This window comes from Nocardiopsis rhodophaea (genome assembly GCF_039530945.1).
Taxonomy (GTDB): domain Bacteria; phylum Actinomycetota; class Actinomycetes; order Streptosporangiales; family Streptosporangiaceae; genus Nocardiopsis_C; species Nocardiopsis_C rhodophaea.
The window spans coordinates 203421-225545 of sequence record NZ_BAAAPC010000006.1; the positions used below are offsets into that span (position 1 = coordinate 203421).

A 22125-nucleotide genomic window follows, 5' to 3' on the forward strand; every position below is an offset into this window, starting at 1 on the left:
GCTACGAGCAACCGCAGCCCTACCCCCCGCACCACCCCCAGCAGCAGCCCCAACAGCCCGCCTTCGGGCAGCCGCTCCAGCCGGGAATGGGCTACGACCAGCAGCAGTTCCCGCAGCCCGGCTTTGCGCAACAGCCGGGCGCCGCGGACGACACCACGTGGGCGATGATCGCGCACCTCTCCGGCCTCATCATGGCCTGTCTCGGCTGGCTGCCCGCCCTGATCGTCTTCCAGGTGAAGAAGACCCACTCGGCTTATGTCCGGCACCACGCGAGTGAGGCGCTCAACTTCCAGCTGACGCTGCTCATCCCCTACGCGCTGTCCTGGATCGTGTTCCTGGGGCTCGGTGTCTTCTACCCCGACCAGTCGTGGATCGGCTCGGTGCTGATCGCGGTCTTCTGGGCGCTGGCCATCGTGTTCGGGGTGCTGGGCGCCCTCGGTGCCAACAAGGGCGCCTGGTACCGCTACCCCCTGGCGATCCGGATAGTGAAGTAGAGGTCCGAGGAGCCGCGGTGGGCAGTCCGGAACCGGCCCGCCCACCGCGGCGTCTCATCGGTGGAGGACACCCGTACTCGCACGCCACACCCGTACCGGGGCTACCGTGGCGAAAGGCGGATGTGTCATATCGACCGGTTCGGCCGGCAGTAATCGGAGGAGACCATGAGCAACCCGTATCCGCCCGGCCCGCCGGACGACGGGCAGAACACCCCCTACAACCACCCTGGCGGGTACTCTCCCCCGCCCGGCGGTGAGCCGGGCTACGGCCCCCCGCAGGGCGCTCCGGGCATGCCCCCGGGCATGGGGCAGCCGCCCTACCCGCAGCAGCCTTACTTCGGGCAGTACCACCAGCCCTATCAGCAGCAGCCCGGCGGAGCGTCCACCCCGGACGAGCGCACCATGGCGCTGCTCGCCCACCTCGGCGGCGTCTTCCTGAGCTTCCTCGTACCGCTGGTGCTCTACCTGGTGAAGAAGGACGAGTCGCCGTTCGTCCGGCACCATGCCGCCCAAGCGGTGAACTTCCAGATCCTGGTGTTCATCGGCTCCGTCGTCTCGTGGGTGCTGACGTTGGTCCTTATCGGCGTCTTCACCCTCTTCGCGGTCTGGGTCGCCTCGATCATCATGGGGATCGTGGCGGCTGTGGCCGCGAACAAGGGCGAGTGGTACTCCTACCCCGTCAGCGTGCCGATCCTGGAGTGACCGACGCCGATAGCGTCTTCGGAGGGTGCGGGCGCCCCGGGGCGCCCGCACCCTCCCCGGTGGGGTGTCAGTGCTGTCTGCCCGCTCACCCTCCTCGCTGCCTCAACCGCCGAAGCGACCCGGCCCTCGGCGACGGCATCCACGCCAGCGCTCGCTCTGTCGCGTCCGCGTCAGTCGAATCCGCGGTCGCGGGCGTGGATGCTGACCACCAGCCCGATGGCGATGAGGTGGGCGACGGTGGCGGTGCCGCCGTAGGACACGAAGGGCAGCGGCAGTCCGGTGACCGGTGCGACGCCCAGGGTCATCCCGATATTGATGAAGCTCTGGAAGGCGAACCAGGTGGCCACACCGACGCAGACGAGTCGCGCGTAGGGCTGGGAGCACCCGGCGGCCACCCGCAGAATGCGCTGGATGATCAGCGTCAGCAGGCCAATGACCGCCATGCCGCCGATGAATCCCAGCTCCTCGGCGGCCACCGTGAAGATGAAGTCCGTGTGCTGCTCGGGGACGAACCGGCCACTGGTCTGCTCCCCCTGGAACAGGCCGGTGCCGTTGAACCCGCCGGACCCGATCGCGATCATCGCCTGGTTCGCGTTGTACCCGGCGCCCTGCGGGTCGGCGCTGGGGTCGATCATGGTGGCGACACGGTCCAGCTGATAGGGCTTGAGCAGTTCGAACCACCACATGCTGAACGCCGCGAGCGCGCCGCAGCACAGCAGTCCGACGACCCAGCGCAGGGGCGCTCCCGACAGCGCGAGCATGCCGAGGAAGATGGCGCCGATGACCAGATCGGTGCCGAGGTCGGGCTGGAACGCGATGAGGGCCAGTGGGACCGACAGCACGATCAGACTGAACACCACGTCGCGGGTGGTGGGGGCGTGCTCTCCGTCGCGGGGCTCGCCCAGCAGCATGGCGATGGCGAGCAGCAGCCCCACCTTGGCGAACTCACCGGGCTGGGCCTGGAACCCGAAGATGACGATCCACCCCTGGGAGCCGTTGATGGTCTCACCCAGCGGGGTGAGGACCACCACCAGGCCGATCAGGGAGGCCACGTACACGATCGGGGCGTAGGCGCGGGGCGTCCGGTAGTCGACCGCGGCGATCAGCAGGCACAGCACCGCGCCCACGGCGATGTGGAGGAGCTGGCGCTCCACATAGCCGAGGGCGCCCTCCGGGTCAGCCGGGTCATAGGTCGCGGCGCCGACCAGGAGCACCCCGATCGCGGAAAGCGCCAGGACGGCCGCCAGCAGGACCCAGTCGAAGCGGCGCGGTCTCCCCGAGGCGATGAGGCCGCCGACCCGCCCACTCAGGCTCGGGTGGGGCAGGTGCGGGCTGGTGTAGGGAATCATCGCGTGTCCTGCCGCTCGTGACCGGTGTGGTGCGCGGTTCGCTGTCCTTCAGCCATCGGTTCCTTGCCGCCCCCTCGACTCCGCACGGTCACTCGCCCGACGCGGCGATGATCCCGTCGGGGCGGATTTCGGGCAGCTCCGAGGGAGGCTTCCCGCCGGGCAACGCGGGTTCGACCTTCTTCGTGCCGCCCTCGCCGTCCTCCTCGTCGCCGCCCTCGGACGGGGCGAAGCCGTAGATCCCCTCGTAGATCTCCCGGGCGATGGGCGCGGAGGTGGTACCGCCGGTACCGCCCTGGGAGACCAGCACGACCACGGCGAACTGCGGGTCATCGGCCGGGGCGTAGGAGGCGAACCAGGAGGTGGTCTTCTTCCCGACGATGGTGGCCGACCCCGTCTTGCCCGCGATGGACACCTCGTCCTGCGGGAAGCCGTCGAAGGCGCCCGCCGCCGTTCCCTTCTTGGGCACCTGGGTCAGCGCCTTTTGGAGGTACTTCAGGGTCCGGTCGTCGACGTTGAGCTCTCCGGCCTTCTTCGGCGGGATCTCCTTGGTCTGCTTGCCGTCGGCGGAGACGAACGCCTTGCCCACCCGCGGCTCGTACTGGGTGCCGTCGTTGGCGATGGCGGCGTAGGCGTTGGCCAGCTGCAGAGGGGTGACGAGCACGTCGCCCTGCCCGATGGCGAAGTTCACCGCCTCACCCGCGCGCCACTGGTAGCCGATCTCGCAGTGCTCCCTGGCCAGCTTCTTGAGGTAGGCGGCGCGGGACGGGTTATCGACCTCGGGGTAGCCCGTCTTCGCACGCTTGCACTTCTGCTCGCGCGTGGCCTGCCAGAACTCGCGTTTCCACTGCCGGTCGGGGATGCGGCCGGAGCTCTCGTTCGGCAGGTCGATGCCGGTGGGCTCGTCGAAACCGAAGTCGCGCGCCGTGTTCGCCATGACCTCCTTGGGGTTCTTCGTCCCTTCCACACCGCCGTCCTCCCGCCACATGTCGTAGCCGAACTTGTAGAAGACGGTGTTGCAGGAGACCACGATCGCGCGGTGCAGGCTGATGCTGCCGTGCCCCTTCCCGGCGTAGTTGCTGAAGGAGCGGTTGCCGACGCTGATGGAGCCCGGACAGGAGTAGGTGCCGTTGAGCGAGGCGCCGTTGCGCACCGCGGCCGACAGAGAGGAGACCTTGAAGGTCGAGCCGGGCGGGTACTGGCCCTGCAACGCCCGGGATATCAACGGCTCCCCGGCGTCTTTGCTCAGCATCCTGTCGTAGTCGTCCTGGTCGATGCCGCCATTCCACACTTCGGGGTCGTAGGTCGGCATGCTCGCCATGGCGATCACCCCGCCGTTGCGGATGTTGAGCACCACGGCCGCCGCGGAGTCGGCCACATACCCCCGGCCGAGGGTGCGAGCGCGCTTCATCCCCCGCTTCAGCGCCTTCTCGGTGACCGCCTGGACCCGTTCATCGAGGTGCGTCACCAGATGCATACCGGGCTGGGGCGACGTCTCGTCCAACACACCGATGATGCGGCCCTTGCTGTTCACTCCGAGGGTCCGGACCCCGGCGTTGCCGCGCAGCTGGGAATCGTACTCTGCCTCCAGCCCATCGCGTCCGACATGGTCGACCCCGCTGAACTGGACGCGCAGCTCCTCACGCGCCTCCAGCTCCTCCTGGGTGACCGGTTGCAGGTAGCCGAGCACCTGGGCGGCACGCTCGCCATGGGGGTACTCGCGGACGGCGTGCTGCTGGGCGGTAATGCCGGGGAAGTCCTCCTGCCGCTCCAGGATCTGCAGCGCCACCTTGGGTTCGACCCCCTCGGCCAGCGTCACCGGCTGGTAGGGCGAGCCCGGCCAGCACGGCCGGCTCACCTCCGGGCCGCAGAGCCGGACGCGCTTCCGGAGCTCCTCCTCCGACTCCTCCAGGACCTTGGCAACCTTGCGCAGGACCGCCGCGCCGTTGTCCTTCTGGGCCTGCAGCGCGTGGTAGTCAGCGGAGACGACCAGCTCGGTGCGGTTGCGCACGAGGGGGCGCCCGGACGCGTCCAGGATCTGCCCGCGCGTGGCCGGAACGATGAGCTTCTGTGAGTGGTTGGCCACCGCGAGGTCGCGGTAGTGGTCGTTCATCGGTACCTGGAGGTACCACATGCGCCCGACTAACACCGCGAACAGGGAATACACCAGGAGCTGGGCGATCAGCATGGTGATCACGCCGGGCGGGCGGCGTGGGGCATAGTTCGACGCCGGCCTCCGCTTGCGGAGGTGCCAGCTCTTCCAGCGGCGTCTCATCGGCGCAGACTCCCCGCTGCCCAGGGCGCTCCGGCGATGGAGGCGAAGTCGTCACGGGACAGGTGGCGCATGATCCGACCGACGGGGTGCATCACCAGCGGGCTCACCAGCATCGTCATGGCCACGCTGAGCAGGATGGCGGAGGCGGCGCCGGCGAGCGTGACGCGGGGGTCGCCGATCAGGAGCCCAATGAGGGAGTAGCCGGTCGCCACCCCGAACGCCGCCAGAGCGGCCGCCGGGTAGGAGCGAACGCCGAAGGACGGCGCGTATCCGACGAGGTACCCGGCGAGACAGAGCACGAACGCGTAGCGACCCAGCTCGTGGTCGGCCGGGGGGAGCACATCCATGGCCAGTCCGGCGGTGAAACCGATCACCGCGCCCGTCATCGGTGTGGTGGCTAGGGCCACCGCCACGACCACGAGCACCACCAGGTCCGGGCCGATGCCCCACGGCAGCGGCAGCCGGTTCACGACCGCGGCCTGGGCCAGCACCGCTGTGATGAGGAGCAGGGTCGTCACCAGCGGCTTCATCGCGCCTCCCCAGATGAGATGACCTCCTGCGGGCGCTTGGCCGCGTCCGGCCGCTGCTCCGGTGACGGGGGGAGCACCGAGTCCCGCGGATCCTTCTCGGGCCCGGCGACGACCACGCCGACGATGTCCAGAGCGGCGACGTCCGCGGCCGGGGCGACGTCCGCGATGCGGCTGAGAGCGCCCGGTGTGTCGCGCACCTTGGTCACCGTTCCGATGGGGACGCCGGGAGCATAGGGCGCGCCATCGTGCGATCCCAGGGTGACGATCCTGTCCCCCTCGCGCACCTGCGCGTCCGCGTCCATCAGCTCGAATCTGAGCGGAACGCTGTCGCCGATGCTCCGCGAGCCGCCCTCGGCCACGCCGATCCTCTGAGATCCTTCGAGCCGTGCGCCGACAGCCGAGTCGGCGTCGGTGAGCAGGAGGACCGTGGAGGTTTCCTTCCCCGCGCGGGTCACGCGGCCGACCAAGCCGTCGCCGTTGAGCACGGTCATGTCGGGGTGGACGCCGTCGCGGGTGCCGACATCGATCGTGACGGCCGAGGCCAGGCCACGGGACGTCACCTGGGTCACCGCCTGCGCTGGGACGATCTCGTAGCCCCCGAGACCGGACAGGCCGAGCAGCCGCTCCAGATCCTCGGCTCGGCGATCGTCGCGCTTGCGGTCGGCCAAGGCGGCGGACAGCCTGGCGTTCTCGGCCTCAAGCTCGGCGATCCGCTCGTGGGCGCCCGGCGCCGCCACGAGCGCCCGGTAGGTGCCCTGGAACGGCGCGCCGACGATGGAGACACCGGCGGAGACCGGCGCGAAGACAGCGTCGCCCGCCGCGCGGGCGGCGGTAGAGACGGGGTTTTCCTCGTCGCGGGCATCGAGGATGAGCAGGGCGAGGGCGAGGGCGAGGAGCAGAGCGAGCCGCGACCGTGAGGTGCCGCGCCCCACCCTCACCGCCGCCGTTCCGGGACCAGCACCTGGCTGAGGCGCTCGTAGTTCTCGACGCAGGTACCCGACCCGATGGCCACCGAGTCGAGGGCGTTCTCAGCGAGATGGATGGGCATGCCGGTCTCGTGGCGCAGCCGGTCCTCCAGCCCCCGTAACAGGGCGCCTCCGCCCGCGACGGCGATTCCCCGGTCCATGATGTCGCCCGACAGCTCGGGCGGGCATTTGTCGAGCGAGGTCCGCACCGCGTCGATGATCGCGGTGACCGGCTCCTCGATGGCCTGACGGATCTCGACGGCCGAGAGGACCACGGTCTTGGGCAGCCCGCTGATCAGGTCGCGCCCGCGTACCTCGGCGTGCAGTTCCTCGGTTCCGGTGGGATAGGCCGAGCCGATGGCGAGCTTGATCTCCTCGGCGGTCCGCTCCCCGATCATCAGGGAGTGCTCCTTCTTGACGAAGGTCATGATGGCCTCGTCGAGCTCGTCGCCGCCCACCCGGATGGACTGGGAGGTCACGATGCCTCCCATGGAGATAACCGCCACCTCGGTGGTACCGCCGCCGATATCGACAACCATGTTGCCCGTGGGCTCGTGGACCGGGAGCCCCGCGCCGATGGCGGCGGCCATGGGCTCCTCGATGATGTACACGCGGCGTGCCCCGGCCTGGTATCCGGCTTCTTTGACGGCCCGGTGCTCCACGGAGGTGATCCCACTCGGCACCGCCACAATCACGCGCGGCTTGGCGAAATGCCGTCTGCGGTGGATCTTCTGGATGAAATAGCGCAACATGCGCTCGGTGATCTCGAAGTCGGCAATGACGCCGTCTTTGAGCGGCCGGACGGCCGTGATGTTACTGGGTGTCCGCCCGATCATCTGTTTCGCCTCGATGCCGACCGCGACGATCTTTCCCGTGGAGGTGTTCAGCGCGACGACCGAGGGCTCGTTCAGCACGATGCCTCGTCCACGCACGTACACCAGGGTGTTCGCGGTCCCGAGGTCGACCGCCATGTCACGGCCGAGAAAGGCGAGATTGTTGGTCATGAATCGTCCTCAGCGGCACCAAATCAGGTGCTGCACCCATGGGGCGGCCAATACGGTCTCGTTCCTGCACGAAGCGGATTCAGTACTCGTATCGTAACGCTCGGCACTTCGATGGTTACGCTAAACACACCGAATTGATGGGGCTGTCAAGGACAGAAAATGCCTGGCCACAGCCCGGCAAGGAACAGAAAGCGCCGGGTGGTGCCCGGCGCGGGATCCCCGGCGTCGGAATCGATCAGGCGGCCAGGTCAGGGAAGAACAACTTGATCTCGCGCTCCGCCGAGTAGGTGGAGTCGGAGCCGTGCACGATGTTCTGCTGGACCTCCAGCGCGAAGTCACCGCGGATGGTTCCGGGGCTGGCCGCGACGGGGTCGGTGGCGCCGGCCAGTGCGCGGAAAGCCTCGACGGCGCGCTCGCCCTCGACCACCATGGCAACCAGCGGGCCGCCGGTGATGAACTCGACGAGCGACTCGAAGAACGGACGCTCAGCGTGCTCTTCGTAGTGCGTCTTGGCGACATCGGGCGTCAGCGTGCGCAGGTCCATCGCGATGATCTTGAGGCCACGGCGCTCGATGCGGCTGATGACCTCCCCGATGATGTTGCGGCGAACGCCATCGGGTTTGATCAGGACAAGGGTGCGCTCCACGGTACTTCTCTCCTCGGCTGCTAGCTGATGATCGGCGGGGACTCGGCAGGAGGACACCGCGCGCCCGAAATAGGGAAAAGAGCTGCGACGACCGCCGACCCGGCCATCCGTAACCCTATCGCCTTACCAACCCATTCCGAGGCGGAACGGGTGAGTACGCAAGGGATTCGGAAGACGGGGGCACCTCCCCCGCGCTCACACTCCTCACTCACTCCACCGCCGACACACAACAGCCTCCGGCACGCGGTGCCGACGCCTACGCTCGCTCGATCGCGTTCGCGCAGGCACCTCCCCCGCGCTCACACTCCTCACTCACTCCACCGCCGACACACAACAGCCTCCGGCACGCGGTGCCGACGCCTACGCTCGCTCGATCGCGTTCGCGTCGGTACGCCGGCCGAGCAGTACGCCGGCGATCCACAGTCCCACGAAGATCACACCCAGCACGGCCAGACCCGGAACGAGAAAACCGCTGGCCAGAAAGGCCGCCTGGAGTACGCAGGCGGCGTAGAAGCCCCAGCGGAACCGCTGTAGCGCGGCGAGTACCAGCGCGGCGGCGGCCAGTCCGCCCCACACACCGCCGGCCACTGCCGGGGAGTACCCGCCGACCTGGATGGCCACCGGGATGGCCAGGCCGATGACGATAACCTCGAATGCGAGCACAACCGCGCAGATCGTCCGCATGGCTACCGCTCCCCCTTGATGAGGTGGAGAGCGTCCCCGGCGGTCACGACCGACCCGCTGATCAGGACACCCGTGCCGCCGAACTCACCCGTCTCCTCGGTCAGGGTGACGCCCATGTCGATGGCGTCGTCGAGCCGCTGGGCCACGTGCACCCGCTCGGCTCCGAAGATCGGCTCCGCGACACTCCGCAGCCCTTCGGGGCTAAGGCTGCGCGGAGAAGAGTTTCGGGTGACCACAACCTCGGTGAGCAGTGGTTCGAGCGGCTCCAGGATGCCCTCGACATCCTTGTCCTCCATGATCGCGACGACCCCCACCAGGCGGGTGAACCCGAAGGCCTCCCGCAGCGTCTCCGCTGACGCCGCCATCCCCGCCGGGTTGTGCGCGGCGTCCACCAGCACGGTGGGGCTGGTACGCACGACCTCCAGGCGGCCCGGGGACTCCACCCCGGACAGAGCGGTGGTCACAAGCTCCGGGTCAAGCCGCTCGTCGCCCTCGGCCGGCGCGGCGAACGCCTCGACGGCCGCGATGGCCACGGCCGCGTTCCCGGCCTGGTAGGCGCCGAACAACGGCAGGAAGATCCCCTCGTAGCCGCCCCGCAGACCCTTCACCGAGAGCTGCTGGCCACCCACCGCCACCTCGCGCTGTACGACGCCGAACTCCATCCCCTCCCGGGCCACCTGGGCCCCGGTCTCCGCGGCGTGCCGCAGCAGCACCTCCGCGGCCGGCAGCTGCTGCTGGGCCAGGACCGCGACCGAGCCGGGCTTGATGATCCCGGCCTTCTCCTCGGCGATGCCCTCGACGGTGTCGGGGAGGAACTCGGTGTGGTCGATGGCGATGGGGGTGACGACGGCGACGTCGGCGTCGATCACGTTGGTGGCGTCCCAGCTGCCGCCCATGCCGACCTCGACGACGGCCACGTCCACCGGGGTGTCCGCGAACACGGCGTAGGCCATGGCGGTGAGCACCTCGAAGAACGACAGCGGCACGTCGGAGTCGGCGTCGATCATCTCGACGTACGGCCGGATGTCGTCGTAGGCGGCGACGAACAACTCTTCGGAGATGGGCTCGCCGTCGATGACGATCCGCTCGCGCATGGTCCGCAGGTGCGGGCTGGTGTAGCGGCCGACGCGCAGCTGACGCTCGCGCAGGAGCGCGTCGATCATCCGCGCGGTGGACGTCTTGCCGTTCGTCCCCGTCAGGTGGATGCTGCGATAGGCGCGCTGCGGCTCGCCGAGCAGGTCGAGAAGGGCCCGTATGCGGTCGGTCGACGGCTCGATGTCGGTCTCGACGCGCCGAGCGGTGATCTCGGCCATGACCTGGGTGTAGCGCTCGTGGGCGCTCTTGCTACTCACGACGGAAGATGGGTCGGGGTCTGCACGCCCTTCAGCCTACTCATTCGCACGGCCGGACACGCACGCCAAAGCGCACCGCCGCGCCGGTCGGCGCTGGTCGAACGTGTGTCGGGGGGAGCGCCGCGGTGTTGTACTACTAGGGGCATGCCGAGCTTCGAGACCTTCTTCGCCGAATGGCGCCTCAAGCGCCAGGGCTACCACCGCAGCCTGTCCCGCGCCCTGGACCTGCGGCGTGAGCTGGATGTCTCCGGACCCCCCGTGCTGGGGGTCGTGGGGTCCAAGGGGAAGGGGACCACCGCCACCTACGCGTCGGCCTGCCTGGCGGCCGCGGGGCTGAACGTGGTAACGGTCACGGGCCCGAGTTTCCGCAGTCACCGGGAACGCGTCCGGTTCAACGGGGTGGCGATCGACGAGGCGGCGCTGGACGCCGTTGCCCAGCGCATCGAGACGGCCCGGGAGCGTCTGGGGCCGCCGTCGGAGGACGGCTACCTCTCCCCCAACGCGCTGTTCATGACCGCGGGCCTGTTGGAGGCGGAGCGCCGCGGCGCCGACGTCTGCGTCGTCGAGGCGGGGATTGGCGGGCACCGGGACGAGCTGCGGCTCCTGGAGCCGCTGGTGGTGGCGATGGCCAAGGTGTTCGCCGAACACGTCGGCCTGCTGGGGGACACCGTGGCCGAGATCGCCCGGGAGAAGGCGCTCGTCGCCGGAGAGCGGACCGAGGGGTTCGTCCGGCTGGCGCAGACCGAGGAGGTGGCCAAGGTGGTGGATCACGCCGTGGCCGAGGTGACGTCGGGTCGGGTGCGGCCCGACGTGGTGTACCCCGGGTCGGGTGCGGGACCGTCGCCGGAGGTGCTCCCGCCCGGTCTGTCGGCGGCGTCGGCGGAGCTGGGCTGTGCGGCCGCGCAGCGGATGCTGGCGGTCCTGGGGCGGGAACCGGCCCGCCCCGAACGGGTGAACCAGGTGCTGTCCACGCTGCGGCTGCCCGCGCGACTGTCCCGGCACACGCTCGGCGGCACTGAGCTGCTCATCGACTCGGCGATCAACCGTGCCGGTATCCAGGCGGCGCTGGAGCACGCACGGCGGGTGTGGCCGCGTGTCGACCACGCGCTGATCTGCTTCCCCGACCACAAGGATGTCGACGGCGCCATCGCCGAGCTCGGTTCCATCCCCGTGACGTTCGCTCGGCTGCCCGAGGAACACCTGCGCTTCGAGCACGCTCGTCCGGCCGCGTGGAACGTCATCGAGGCCGAAACACTGGCCCCGGCCGACATCACCGCCATGGGCGCCTACGTGCTGGTCCTGGGCACGGTGTATTTCACCGGCCGCGTTCTGGAGGTCATCGACGCCGAGACCGACCGGTTGTTCTCGGCCTGAGTGCTCCGTCCGCGGCAGCGCCCGAATAAAGCGGGCGGGCGGCGAGCCGGCACCCGGGCACACGGTGGCCCGCGACCCCCGAGGGATCGCGGGCCACCGACCTGTCAGCGGTCTCGTGGGCTGACCAGGTATCCGCGCGCGGTCTGCTCCGGGCCCTCTAGCGGCTGGGCTTGTAGCGCGGCTGGCTCTGCGGGTTGAACTCCTCGTAGGTGACCTTCTCGGCCGGCTTGAGCCGCCGGTCGTCGACCTTGAGGACGTCGAAGCCTCGGGCGATCTCGTTGGAGTAGATGTAGCCGTTGTAGTAGTACGCCGACCAGCTGCCGCCGCTCGTGATCCTGTTCTCGTTGATCGGACCGCGGTCGAAGTAGCCGATCTCCTTGGGGGCGCTCGGGTTATTGAAGTCGATGAGGGAGACGCCGCCTTGGTACCAGGCCTGCACGAAGAAGTTCTGGCCCGGAACGGGGATCAGGGAGCCGTTGTGCGCCACGCAGTTCTCGGTGTCGGTCTGGTGGCGCGGAATCTTGTAGTAGCCCTCGAAGTCGAGTTCGCCGCCATTAAGGGAGTAGATCGCGTCGGCGCCGCGGTTGGGGCCGATGCGCTCGTTGCAGGTGGCCGCACCTCCGCCGCCGAGCTCGTCGTGGAACAGGACGGTCCTGGCGTCGTTGGTGAAGGTCGCCGAGTGCCAGAACGCGAAGTTGCCGTCCCGCACGCGTTCGGTCACCACGGGGTTCACCGGGTCGCTGATGTCCATGAGGATGCCGTCGCCCATGCAGGCACCAGCGGCGATGTCCTTCGACGGGTAGCTGGTGAGGTCGTGGCAGCCCTCGGTCGGCCGCAGTAGGCCGGGCTGGTCGTGGTTGCCGCCGTCCGGGAAGAGCACCGGCTCGTTCACGATCGCCGCCGAGGCTGGGTCGTCCTTGTCGACCTCGATAATCGTGATCTTGTCGTGCGGCCTCTGGCAGTTCGGGTACCGGTCGGAGGGCGCGTAGGAGGACACGTAAATGTAGTCGGTGGTGCCGTCCTTGCCCGGCACCAGCGTGTTGGTGTGTGAGCCGCAGTCGGTCCGCACGGCGGAGACGTACTTCGGCGCCGACTTGTCAGAAATGTCGAATATCCGCATGCCTTCGAAGGCGTTCGGGTCCGCCGGGGAGCTCTGCGCCGCGCCGCACTCCTCGCCCGTCCGCGGGTAGTCGACGGAGAAATACAGCAGGTCGCCGCTGACGGTGACGTCGCCCTGGCCGCCCTCGCAGAGCACGGTGCTGACGATCTTCGGGGACTCGGGGGTGGAGATGTCGTAGATGACGAAGCCGTCGTAGTTTCCAGAGATCGCGTAATCGCCGGTGAACGCGAGGTCGGAGTTGGTGTTGTCCACCGGGGACGGCTTGGGGAAGTTCGCCACGTGGGTGACGTTGTCGCTGGTCTCGACGTCGTCAGCGCCCGGGCTGTCGAGGGCCGCGGCGGGGGCGGCCGCCGCCCCCAGGACCAGGGACGCGGCTCCGGCGAAGGTGAGAAGGGTGCGTCTGGTGTGTGACCGTGCGCCCCTTCTCGTGGATGGCGTGGGGGATATGAGCATCTGGACTCCTTTTATTCCGATGCACGCCGAAATATGAGAAAACTACATAATCCTCCGGCTTGTTGTACAGAGTTGCCGCATCCTCCGACCAAGTCTGGACAATTTGCTACCCATCACCCGGAGAACGATCACACAACCGTTACCTGGGGCGAACCACCGGGATACTGGACAAATCACGCATCGGACGAGTAGAAACTCCCGGGACGGCCGGTGCGGCCGCGCAAGGTTGCTCGACATCGATCAGGGCCGCGCGTGATCCGGCCCGAACCGGAAGGAGCCGTCTGTGCGGCGTTGGATGCTGGCGGCGGGAGCCGCCCTGGTGCTCGCGGGAGCGACGGCCTGCTCCGGATCCGGTCAGGACGCCGCGGACGGCCCGCCCGCCCTGGACCCCGGCGCCCCCGGCGATTCGCCCACCCCCGCCTCTGCGGAGCGCCTGGCGAACGCCGCCAAGGAGACCGGACACAACGAGGCCGACGTTGACTTCATGCGGCAGATGATCGAACACCACGGCCAGGCCCTGGAGATGTCCGACCTGGCCGAGGAGCGGGCCGAGGGCGAGGCGATCACGAAGATCGCCGACCGCATCGCCGCCGCCCAGGCCGCGGAGATCGAGTTCATGGAGGGGTGGTTGGAGGAGCACGTCTACGCCCCCGCCCGCGAGAACCCCAACCACCACAACTACTGCGGTCTCAACAACGACGACGAGGACGGGCAGAACGGCGGCGGGTCCCACCACGGGGGCGACGTCACCTGCCCCACGAACCTCGACCACTCCCAGATGCCCGGCATGGCCACCCAGAAGCAGATGGACGACCTGGGCAGGGCCACGGGCACGGAGTTCGACGCGTTGTTCACCGAGCTGATGATCGCCCACCACCAGGGCGGCATCGACATGGCCGAGGACATCAGCATCGACGGCAAGAACACGGCCGTACTGAAGTTCGCCGGCGACGTCATCGCCGAACAGAACGCCGAGATCAAGCGGATGCGCGAAGCTGTCCGATAGCGTCGGCTCTCCCCGCCCTCCCCGGAACACACTGACGGCCGTCGGCGGAACCGGCGGCCGTTGGTACGTACAGGGTCGGGGCGCGGGGACGCCCTAGGCGCTTTTCTCCTCGCGCTCCGGCCCGGCCTCGGCGCGGGGGACGATGGTGGGATTCACGTGCTCCAGCACGGCCTCGCGGGTGATGATCACCTGGCCGACATCCTCGCGGCTGGGCACCTCGTACATCACCGAGAGCAGAACCTCCTCGATGATGGCCCGCAGGCCGCGAGCGCCGGTACCGCGGATGATGCCCTGCTCGGCGATGGCGTCCAGGGCGTCGTCGCTGAACTCCAGCTCGACGTTGTCCAGCTCGAACAGCCGCTGGTACTGCTTGACCAGGGCGTTGCGCGGCTCGGTGAGGATGCGGATGAGCGCGGCGCGGTCGAGGTTGTGCACGCTGGTGATGACCGGCAGGCGCCCCACGAACTCCGGGATCATCCCGAACTTCAGCAGATCCTCGGGCATGACCTCGGAGAACTGGTCCTCGGACTGCTCGATCTTGGGCCGGATCACGGCATTGAAGCCCATGCCCTGGCGCCCGACCCGCGACTCGATGATCTTCTCCAGACCGGCGAACGCACCACCGCAGATGAAGAGCACGTTCGTGGTGTCGATCTGGATGAACTCCTGGTGCGGGTGCTTGCGCCCGCCCTGCGGCGGGACGCTGGCGGTGGTGCCCTCAAGGATCTTCAGTAGCGCCTGCTGCACGCCCTCGCCGGAGACGTCGCGGGTGATCGACGGGTTCTCGCTCTTGCGGGCGACCTTGTCGACCTCGTCGATGTAGATGATCCCGGTCTCGGCCTTCTTGACGTCGTAGTCGGCCGCCTGGATCAGCTTGAGGAGGATGTTCTCGACGTCCTCGCCGACGTACCCGGCCTCGGTGAGGGCGGTGGCGTCGGCGATGGCGAAGGGGACGTTGAGGATCTTAGCCAGGGTTTGGGCCAGCAGTGTCTTGCCGGAGCCGGTGGGGCCCAGGAGCAGGATGTTGGACTTGGCGATCTCCACATCCTCGTCGCGGGGGCGGTCGCCCTCGGAGCGGACGCGTTTGTAATGGTTGTAAACCGCGACCGACAGCGCCTTCTTCGCCTGTTCCTGGCCGATGACATACGAGTCGAGGAACTCGTAGATCTCCCGCGGCTTGGGAAGGCTGTCCCAGGTGAGCTCGGTGGCGTCGGCGAGTTCCTCTTCGATGATCTCATTGCACAGATCAATGCATTCATCGCAGATGTAGACGCCGGGGCCGGCAATGAGCTTCTTCACCTGCTTCTGGCTCTTGCCACAGAACGAGCACTTCAGCAGGTCTCCACCGTCGCCGATGCGTGCCACCCAGCTTCTCCTTAAAACGTAGGCCGCCCCGCCATCGTCCCCGCCCGCAATACGGGGGAACGCGTCCCGCGCTCCCGGCGCATCCCACGCGGATGGCGTGCCCTGTAGTAAAAGCAAGCTACCGCTTTTGCAGGATATGCGCTCCCGGCGGAGTGATGGTCAGGACGATCTGTGCGTCGCTCTTGTCGAGACTAGGCGAAGAAGTGGACCGGCTTCACCACACGGTGCCCGACCAGTGTCGGATTCACCGGTCCACGTCGACGTTCAACGCCCGTGGGTCGACCCTACTTCAGGGAGGTCTTGCGGTACGGGAGCACGAAGTCGACGATCCCGTACTCCTTGGCGTCCTCCGCGGTGAGGATCTTGTCCCGCTCGATGTCGCGGGAGATCTGCTCCTGCGTGCGGTCGGTGTGCTTGGCCAGCGTGTTCTCCAGCTGCTCGCGGATCCGCATGATCTCGTTGGCCTGGATCTCGATGTCGCTGGCCGGGCCGAACGTGCCCTCGGTCGCGGGCTGGTGGATCAGGATCCGCGCGTTGGGCAGGCAGCCCCGCTTGCCCTTGGTGCCGCCGGCGAGCAGCACGGCCGCGGCCGAGGCGGCCTGGCCGATGCACACCGTCTGCACATCGGGGCGGACGAACTGCATGGTGTCGTAGATGGCCATCAGCGCCGTGAACGACCCGCCCGGCGAGTTGATGTACATCTGGATGTCGCGCTCGCCGTCGATCTGCTCAAGGGTGAGCAGCTGCGCCATGATGTCGTTGGCCGAGGTGTCGTCGATCTGCACCCCGACGAAGATGATCCGCTCCTCGAAGAGTTTGTTGTACGGATTCATCTCCTTGACGCCGTACGACGTGCGCTCAACGTACGACGGCAGCACGTAGCGGCTCTGCGGACCCGCCGGCGCCATACCGCCGGCCGGGCTGAGGTTGTACTCGCTCATGTTCGGGCCTTCCCAAAAACGCCTATCCATGCCGACTGGACTCACCGATCAACGGCCCTGTATACCGGTCACGTCGAGGGTGCCTTCGAGCACCTCGTCGATGAAGCCGTACTCCTTGGCCTCCTGGGCGGTGAACCAGCGGTCGCGGTCAGCGTCCTTCTCGATCTGCTCCTGGGTCTGCCCGGTGTGCAGCGAGATGCGCTCCAGGAACATCTTCTTGATGTAAAGAAGCTGATCGGCCAGAATCCGGATGTCGGAGGCGGTACCCCCGATACCCCCGGACGGCTGGTGCATCATGACGCGGGTGTGCGGCAGCGCGTAGCGCTTGCCGGCGGTACCTGCGCAGAGCAGCATCTGGCCCATCGAGGCGGCCATCCCCATGCCCACGGTGCGGACGTCGTTGGGGATGTACTGCATGACGTCGTAAATGGCCATGCCGGCGTAAACCGAACCACCAGGTGAATTGATGTAAAGCGTGATGTCCCTCTGCCGGTCCTCGGCGGACAGCAGTAGCAGCTCACCCACGATGCGGTTCGCGATCTCGTCGTCGACCTGCTGGCCGAGGAAGATGATGCGCTCACGCAGCAGGCGCTGGGACGTCTGCTCGAACATCGGGGGAAGCGGCGACTCGGGCGTACGGGCGTCGATTCGCATGGACTCATTGAAGGTCGGCGGCACTCTCGTCACCTGCTCCGGATTCGAAACGGTTGCGACGCTTGCGACACTAACGCGGTTCGGACGCGTGCTCGCACGGATCGCTTTCCTGTTCGCTTTGAGCGCAGGTCTCATCCCCGCCACCTGGGCTTTGCGGCCCTAAGCGAACGAGCCCCGCTCCCGCCCCTCACGGGGTGGGAGCGGGGCTCGCCCATGGCTGCCGGCGCGGGAAGCGGCCGGTGGCCGCCCCGTCGCCGCCAGATCAGGCGATGACGGCCTGCGCTGTGGTCTACTCCGCGTCCTTCTTCTCGGCGTCGGCCGCGGGGGCCTCGGCCTCAGCGGAGTCCGCGGCGGCCTCCTCGGATTCCTCAGCCTCGTCGGCCTCGGTCTCCTGCTCGACCACGTTGCCGGACTCGTCGGTGATCTTGGCCTTCTCCAGGACCAGGTCCATGGCCTTGGCGCGGACCACCTCGGTGTAGGCGACGCGGATCTGGTTGGACTCCACCAGGTGCTGGGCCAGCTGGTCCGGGGAGACGCCCATGCGCTGGGCCTGCTCCACCACGTACTGGCTCAGCTCGTTGTTGTCGGCGGAGAGCTCCTCCTGCAGCGCGAGCTGGTCGAGGATGAACCCGGCCTTCACCGCGGAGGTGGCGCCCTTGGTCAGCTCCTCCTCGAACTCCTCCTCGCTCTGCTCCTGGGACTCAAGGTAGGACTCCTTGGTCAGGCCGCTCTGCTGGAGCTGCGCCTCCAGGCTCTCGCGGCGGCGCTTGACCTCGTCCTCGATGACGGCGTCGGGCAGCGGGATATCGATCGAGTCGACCAGCTTCTCCAGCGCGCGGTCGCGGCCCTGGGAGAGCTGCTGCAGGCGGCGGTTCTGCTCCAGGCGGTTGCGGACGTCGTCGCGCAGCTCCTGGATGGTGTCGAACTCGCTCGCCAGCTGGGCGAACTCGTCGTCGAGCTCGGGGAGCTCCTTCACCTTGATGCTGTGCACCGTGACGGTGACCTCGGCGTCCTTGCCCTCGTACTCTCCGCCGACCAGCTTGGTCGCGAAGGTCGTGGACTCGCCCTCGGACAGGCCCTGGATGGCGTCGTCGAGGCCGTCCAGCATGGTGTTGGTGCCGACCTCGTAGGACAGGCCGCTGGCCTGGACGTCGTCCAGCTTCTCACCGTCGATGGCGGCGGACAGGTCGATGGAGACGTGGTCGCCGACCTCGGCCGGGCGGTCCACACCGACGAGGGTGGAGAAGCGCTCCCGCAGGTTCGCCAGCTGGTCTTCGACCTGCTCGTCGGTGACCGTGGCGTCGTCGACGGTGACCTCGATGCCCTCGTAGTCGGTCACCTCGAACTTCGGCCGGACGTCGACCTCGGCGGTGAAGGCGATCTCCTCGTTGTCCTCCAGCTTGGTGACCTCCACCTCGGGCTGGCCGAGCGCGAAGATCTCCTCCTTCTGGATGGCCTCGTTGTAGAGCTCGGGAACGGCGTGGTTCACCGCTTCGCTGATCACCGCTCCGCGCCCGACGTAGCGGTCGATCAGCCGGGCGGGCGCCTTCCCCGGGCGGAAGCCCTTGATCCGGACCTGCTTAGCGAGCGACTTGTAAGTCTCGTCGAAGGCATGCTCGAGTTCCTCGAAGGGAACCTCGACGGTCAGCTTGACCCGGGTCGGGCTGAGCTCCTCGACATCGGTCTTCACGGGGCGGTACTCCTAGATTTCCGGCTTGTTTTCCGGGACGACCCGGCTCGAACAGGCACGCTGTCGTGCGGCCACTGGGACCATCCCCGTGCGGACGGGGAGCGGACTCCACATAATGCCTTCCGGCCACGGTACGGCATACGCCGACGACCGTGGGCTGCGAAGGCGAGCAGTGGGACCTGCCGAGAGGCGGGGTCTTGTTCGCGGTTCTTATCGCTGCTCACGCCAAGTCTAGGGCAGGCGCGCCGGCGCTGACGGCAGCCGGACGGACGCGTCCGATGTGCCATGAGCCGCTTTTCGTCGGGGTGGCGGGATTCGAACCCGCGGCCTCATGCTCCCAAAGCATGCGCGCTAACCAAGCTGCGCTACACCCCGTTGACTCGTGCCCGTACCCATCGAATGTGTACAAGCAGCCCCACGGAGACGGTAATGTTGTCCCCGTCGGCTCCACGAGTCTAGAGGAAACTCTGACGAGCTGACGCCATGCGGGCGTAGTTCAATGGTAGAACTCCAGCCTTCCAAGCTGGTCGTGCGGGTTCGATTCCCGTCGCCCGCTCCACGTGGCCCAGGGCCAGGCGAGCCGGAGCGTTCCGGTTGCCTGGCCCTGACGCGTTTCGCGGCCCTTACACGGGGGGCTTTCCGCGGAATATTCGGGGGCGCGGGGTACGTTGTCGATGCGGGCGCCGTCGGCACGGCGGCCCAGAAGGTCGTTCGCGCCGGTTGCGAAAGTTGAGTCGATGACGAGTTCCGATCCGCTGTTCGCACGTGTGCCCGGACTGGTGTCGCGGTGGTTCTCCGATCCCGTCGCCGAGGTGTCGCCCGCCGTGGCGACCGGTGTCTTCGATGTCCTCCATGTCGGGCACGTGCGTTTTCTTTCGGCCATCCGCGACCGCGGCCTGCCCCTGGTGGTGGGCGTCGAGGACGATGAGCGCGTGCGGGCGTGGAAGGGACCGGGACGCCCGGTGAACCCCGATGTCGAGCGCGCGGAGATGCTCGACGCCCTCGCGTGTGTCGACGGTGTGTTCATCATCTCCGGCCCGCCCGAGACCGCCGACTGGGAAACCTACGCGGAGCTGCTGCGCCCGCTTGACCCCGCCGCCCTGGCGTTCACCGCGGGCGACACCTATACCGAGGCCAAGCGGCGCGGAGCAGCGGCCCTGGGTGCCGAGGCGTGGGAGCTCCCCCTGACCCCGGGACGGTCGACAACGGCCGCGCTCGGCCGCCTGGCGCGCTCGCTGTAACGCGCTGTCGAGCGATCCGCCGCACCGACGCGAGGGAAGCAGCAGGGGTCCGCTGGTGTTAGGCCGGATGCGGTGGATACGTCCTGAGAAGTGAGGACTTCTGCATCCCCGCCGCGTGAGAATCCCGGTGCGGGTGCGGGAGCGGACAGGGGTGGTCGCGCGCGGGGGCAAAACCCGCCCCGACCCGGAGCGGCCACGCTGTCGACGGGCCGCGCAGACGGAAGGTGGAGAAGCACGGATGATGATGGGTGGCCCGCCTCTGTACCGGACCCTGGTCAACGACGGCAGCGCCGCGCGGACCCGGCTGCCCGCGGGCATCGTCCGCCGGATCATCTCCTACACCCGCCCGCACTGGCGAACCATCCTGTTCTTCCTCGTCACAACGTCGGTGAGCGCGGCCATCGTGGTCGCCAACCCGCTGCTGCTCAAGGCCATCATCGACCACGGTGTCGCCCACGGGGACTCAGACCTCGTCACCTGGCTGGCCCTGGCCGTCGCCGGGCTGGCCCTGCTGGAGGCGGCGCTGAGCCTGACGTCGCGCTGGCTGTCGTCGCGCATCGGCGAGGGCGTCATCTACCTGCTGCGCACGCAGGTCTTCACGCACGTGCAGCGGATGCCGATGGCGTTTTTCACCCGCACCCAGACCGGGTCGCTGATCAGTCGGCTGAACACCGATGTGGTGGGCGCGCAGCGCGCCATCACCTCGGTCCTGCAATCGGTGGTGTCCAACCTGATCAGCACGGTCGCCGTGGTCACCACGATGATGCTGCTCTCCTGGCGGATCACGCTGCTCGCGCTGCTGCTCATCCCGGTGTTCGTGCTGCCGGCCAAGCTCATCGGCCGCCGGGTCGCCGGCATCTCGCGGGACGGTATGAACATGAACGCCGAGATGAGCTCGCTGATGACCGAGCGCTTCAATGTCGGCGGCGCGATGCTGGTCAAGCTCTACGGCCGCCCCGAGGAGGAGTCCGCCGGATTCGCCGAACGGGCGGGGCGGGTGCGCGACATCGGGGTCACCCAGGCGGTGTTCGTCGGTCTGCTGTTCACCCTGCTCGGACTGATCACCGCGCTGGCCACGGCCGTGGTCTACGGGGTCGGCGGGAACCTGGTCATCGACGGTGCGTTCGAGCTGGGCACGCTGGTGGCCCTGACCACGCTGCTCGCGCGCCTCTACGCCCCAGTCACGGCCCTGTCGAACGTGCACGTGGACATCATGACCGCGCTGGTCAGCTTCGACCGGGTCTTCGAGATCCTCGACCTCAAGCCGATGATCGAGGAGCACCCCAACGCCGTCGACCTGCCACAGGGGCGGCTGTCGGTGCAGTTCGAGGGGGTGTCGTTCCGCTACCCGGGGGCCGACGAGTCCTCCCTGGCGTCGCTGGAGCTCACGCCGCGGACCGAGACCCTGGAGGACACGCAGGTGCTCAGCGACGTCTCCTTCACCGCCGAACCGGGGCAGCTGGTCGCGCTGGTGGGGCCGTCGGGCGCCGGCAAGACCACCCTGACCCACCTGGTCGCGCGGTTGTACGACCCGACGCAGGGCGCGGTGCGCATCGGCGGGGTGGACCTGCGCGAGGCCAGTAAGCGGTCGCTGCGCGAGGCCGTCGGCGTCGTCACCCAGGACGCCCAGCTCTTCCACGACACCGTGGGCAGCAACCTGCGCTACGCGCGCCCGGAGGCCACTGTTGAGGAGCTCATCGAGGCGATGCGCGCGGCTCAGCTCGGGCGGCTGCTGGAGACGCTGCCCGACGGGCTCGACACGATGGTGGGCGACCGCGGGTACCGGCTCTCGGGCGGCGAGAAGCAGCGCCTGGCCATCGCCCGGCTGCTGCTGAAGGCCCCGTCGGTGGTGGTACTGGACGAGGCCACCGCGCACTTGGACTCCGAGTCCGAAGCGGCGGTGCAGGAGGCGCTACGGACCGCGCTGGCCGGCCGAACCTCGCTGGTGATCGCGCACCGCCTCGCGACGGTCCGCGAGGCCGACCAGATCCTGGTGCTCGAAGACGGCCGGATCCTGGAGCGCGGCACGCATGAGCAGCTGCTGGGCCAGGGCGGCCTGTACACGGCCCTGTACCGCACCCAGTTCGCCTCCCAGGAGAAGACCCGAACCTGAGGGCGACGGGCGGCCCTCCTCCGGGCCGCCCTCCTCGTGGCCGCGATCGGCCGATCCCTGTCGGCGCGGTCCCGCCGGTCCGCTCGTCTCTCCCGGTGCCGGGTCGAGCCGTGGGGACGGGCCGCGGTCGCCAGCGAGATGCAGATCACGCGTCAATGCGCCTTTGGAAA

General features: G+C 68.3%; 19 protein-coding genes and 2 tRNA genes. 7 read left to right on the forward strand and 14 right to left on the reverse strand.

Translation table 11 applies throughout. The features are described from left to right. Window positions 1–494: DUF4870 domain-containing protein (locus tag ABD259_RS08915; RefSeq protein ID WP_344161436.1), on the forward strand; the 494-nt coding region annotated here is incomplete at its 5' end. A gap of 165 nt (window positions 495–659) precedes the next feature. Beyond that, the gene (locus ABD259_RS08920) at window positions 660–1196 is read left to right on the forward strand and encodes a DUF4870 domain-containing protein (protein WP_344104060.1); all 537 of its coding nucleotides are present in this window, start codon (window positions 660–662) and stop codon (window positions 1194–1196) included. 170 nt (window positions 1197–1366) lie between these two features. On the opposite strand, the gene rodA is transcribed toward ABD259_RS08920, so the two are convergent. From rodA to ABD259_RS08960, 8 genes are all read right to left on the reverse strand, one after another. Further along, window positions 1367–2545 (reverse strand): rod shape-determining protein RodA, encoded by a 1179-nt coding sequence (rodA, locus tag ABD259_RS08925; protein WP_344104058.1) that lies wholly within the window; start codon window positions 2543–2545, stop codon window positions 1367–1369. 88 nt (window positions 2546–2633) lie between these two features. Next, entirely contained in the window at window positions 2634–4817 is a 2184-nt protein-coding gene (mrdA, locus tag ABD259_RS08930) for a penicillin-binding protein 2 (RefSeq protein ID WP_412759399.1), read from the reverse strand. Next, window positions 4814–5347: a rod shape-determining protein MreD gene (gene mreD / locus ABD259_RS08935; protein WP_344104056.1), complete on the reverse strand. Its 534-nt coding sequence runs from the start codon at window positions 5345–5347 to the stop codon at window positions 4814–4816. The genes mrdA and mreD overlap by 4 nt, the downstream gene beginning before the upstream one ends. Then, on the reverse strand, window positions 5344–6285 hold the full coding sequence (gene mreC / locus ABD259_RS08940; protein ID WP_412759398.1) for a rod shape-determining protein MreC: 942 nt from the start codon (window positions 6283–6285) through the stop codon (window positions 5344–5346). The genes mreD and mreC overlap by 4 nt, the downstream gene beginning before the upstream one ends. Continuing rightward, entirely contained in the window at window positions 6282–7316 is a 1035-nt protein-coding gene (locus ABD259_RS08945; protein ID WP_344104054.1) for a rod shape-determining protein, read from the reverse strand. Before ABD259_RS08945 ends, mreC begins: the two co-directional genes overlap by 4 nt. A gap of 235 nt (window positions 7317–7551) precedes the next feature. Continuing rightward, window positions 7552–7962 (reverse strand): nucleoside-diphosphate kinase, encoded by a 411-nt coding sequence (gene ndk / locus ABD259_RS08950; RefSeq protein WP_344104052.1) that lies wholly within the window; start codon window positions 7960–7962, stop codon window positions 7552–7554. 360 nt (window positions 7963–8322) lie between these two features. Continuing rightward, on the reverse strand, window positions 8323–8646 hold the full coding sequence (locus ABD259_RS08955; protein WP_344104049.1) for a DUF4233 domain-containing protein: 324 nt from the start codon (window positions 8644–8646) through the stop codon (window positions 8323–8325). Window positions 8647–8648: 2 nt separating this feature from the next. Next, window positions 8649–9998, reverse strand: coding sequence for a bifunctional folylpolyglutamate synthase/dihydrofolate synthase (locus tag ABD259_RS08960; RefSeq protein WP_344104046.1), 1350 nt, complete (start codon window positions 9996–9998; stop codon window positions 8649–8651). Between the two features lie 144 nt (window positions 9999–10142). Here ABD259_RS08960 and ABD259_RS08965 point away from each other — a divergent pair, with 144 nt between their 5' ends. Then, on the forward strand, window positions 10143–11372 hold the full coding sequence (locus tag ABD259_RS08965) for a hypothetical protein (protein WP_344161439.1): 1230 nt from the start codon (window positions 10143–10145) through the stop codon (window positions 11370–11372). A 157-nt stretch (window positions 11373–11529) separates the two neighbouring features. Here ABD259_RS08965 and ABD259_RS08970 read toward each other — a convergent pair whose 3' ends face one another. Then, entirely contained in the window at window positions 11530–12945 is a 1416-nt protein-coding gene (locus ABD259_RS08970) for an LVIVD repeat-containing protein (protein WP_344104042.1), read from the reverse strand. Between the two features lie 283 nt (window positions 12946–13228). Between ABD259_RS08970 and ABD259_RS08975 the strand changes: the two genes are divergently transcribed. Next, window positions 13229–13951, forward strand: coding sequence for a DUF305 domain-containing protein (locus ABD259_RS08975; RefSeq protein ID WP_344104039.1), 723 nt, complete (start codon window positions 13229–13231; stop codon window positions 13949–13951). Between the two features lie 93 nt (window positions 13952–14044). Here the strand turns inward: ABD259_RS08975 and clpX are convergent, their stop codons facing one another. From clpX to ABD259_RS09000, 5 genes are all read right to left on the reverse strand, one after another. Further along, entirely contained in the window at window positions 14045–15316 is a 1272-nt protein-coding gene (gene clpX / locus ABD259_RS08980; protein WP_344104037.1) for an ATP-dependent Clp protease ATP-binding subunit ClpX, read from the reverse strand. 284 nt (window positions 15317–15600) lie between these two features. Then, on the reverse strand, window positions 15601–16257 hold the full coding sequence (locus tag ABD259_RS08985) for an ATP-dependent Clp protease proteolytic subunit (RefSeq protein ID WP_344104035.1): 657 nt from the start codon (window positions 16255–16257) through the stop codon (window positions 15601–15603). A 48-nt stretch (window positions 16258–16305) separates the two neighbouring features. Further along, window positions 16306–16869 (reverse strand): ClpP family protease, encoded by a 564-nt coding sequence (locus tag ABD259_RS08990; protein WP_344104233.1) that lies wholly within the window; start codon window positions 16867–16869, stop codon window positions 16306–16308. Between the two features lie 331 nt (window positions 16870–17200). Then, window positions 17201–18601 (reverse strand): trigger factor, encoded by a 1401-nt coding sequence (tig, locus tag ABD259_RS08995; RefSeq protein WP_344104033.1) that lies wholly within the window; start codon window positions 18599–18601, stop codon window positions 17201–17203. Window positions 18602–18901: 300 nt separating this feature from the next. Continuing rightward, a tRNA-Pro gene (locus ABD259_RS09000) sits at window positions 18902–18976 on the reverse strand. Between the two features lie 110 nt (window positions 18977–19086). Here ABD259_RS09000 and ABD259_RS09005 point away from each other — a divergent pair. From ABD259_RS09005 to ABD259_RS09015, 3 genes are all read left to right on the forward strand, one after another. Beyond that, window positions 19087–19160, forward strand: a tRNA-Gly gene (locus tag ABD259_RS09005). A gap of 178 nt (window positions 19161–19338) precedes the next feature. After that, a complete protein-coding gene (locus tag ABD259_RS09010) occupies window positions 19339–19842 on the forward strand; it encodes an adenylyltransferase/cytidyltransferase family protein (RefSeq protein ID WP_344104031.1) in 504 nt (167 codons plus the stop codon). A gap of 241 nt (window positions 19843–20083) precedes the next feature. Beyond that, window positions 20084–21955, forward strand: coding sequence for an ABC transporter ATP-binding protein (locus ABD259_RS09015; protein WP_344104231.1), 1872 nt, complete (start codon window positions 20084–20086; stop codon window positions 21953–21955). Window positions 21956–22125: the final 170 nt, after the last annotated feature.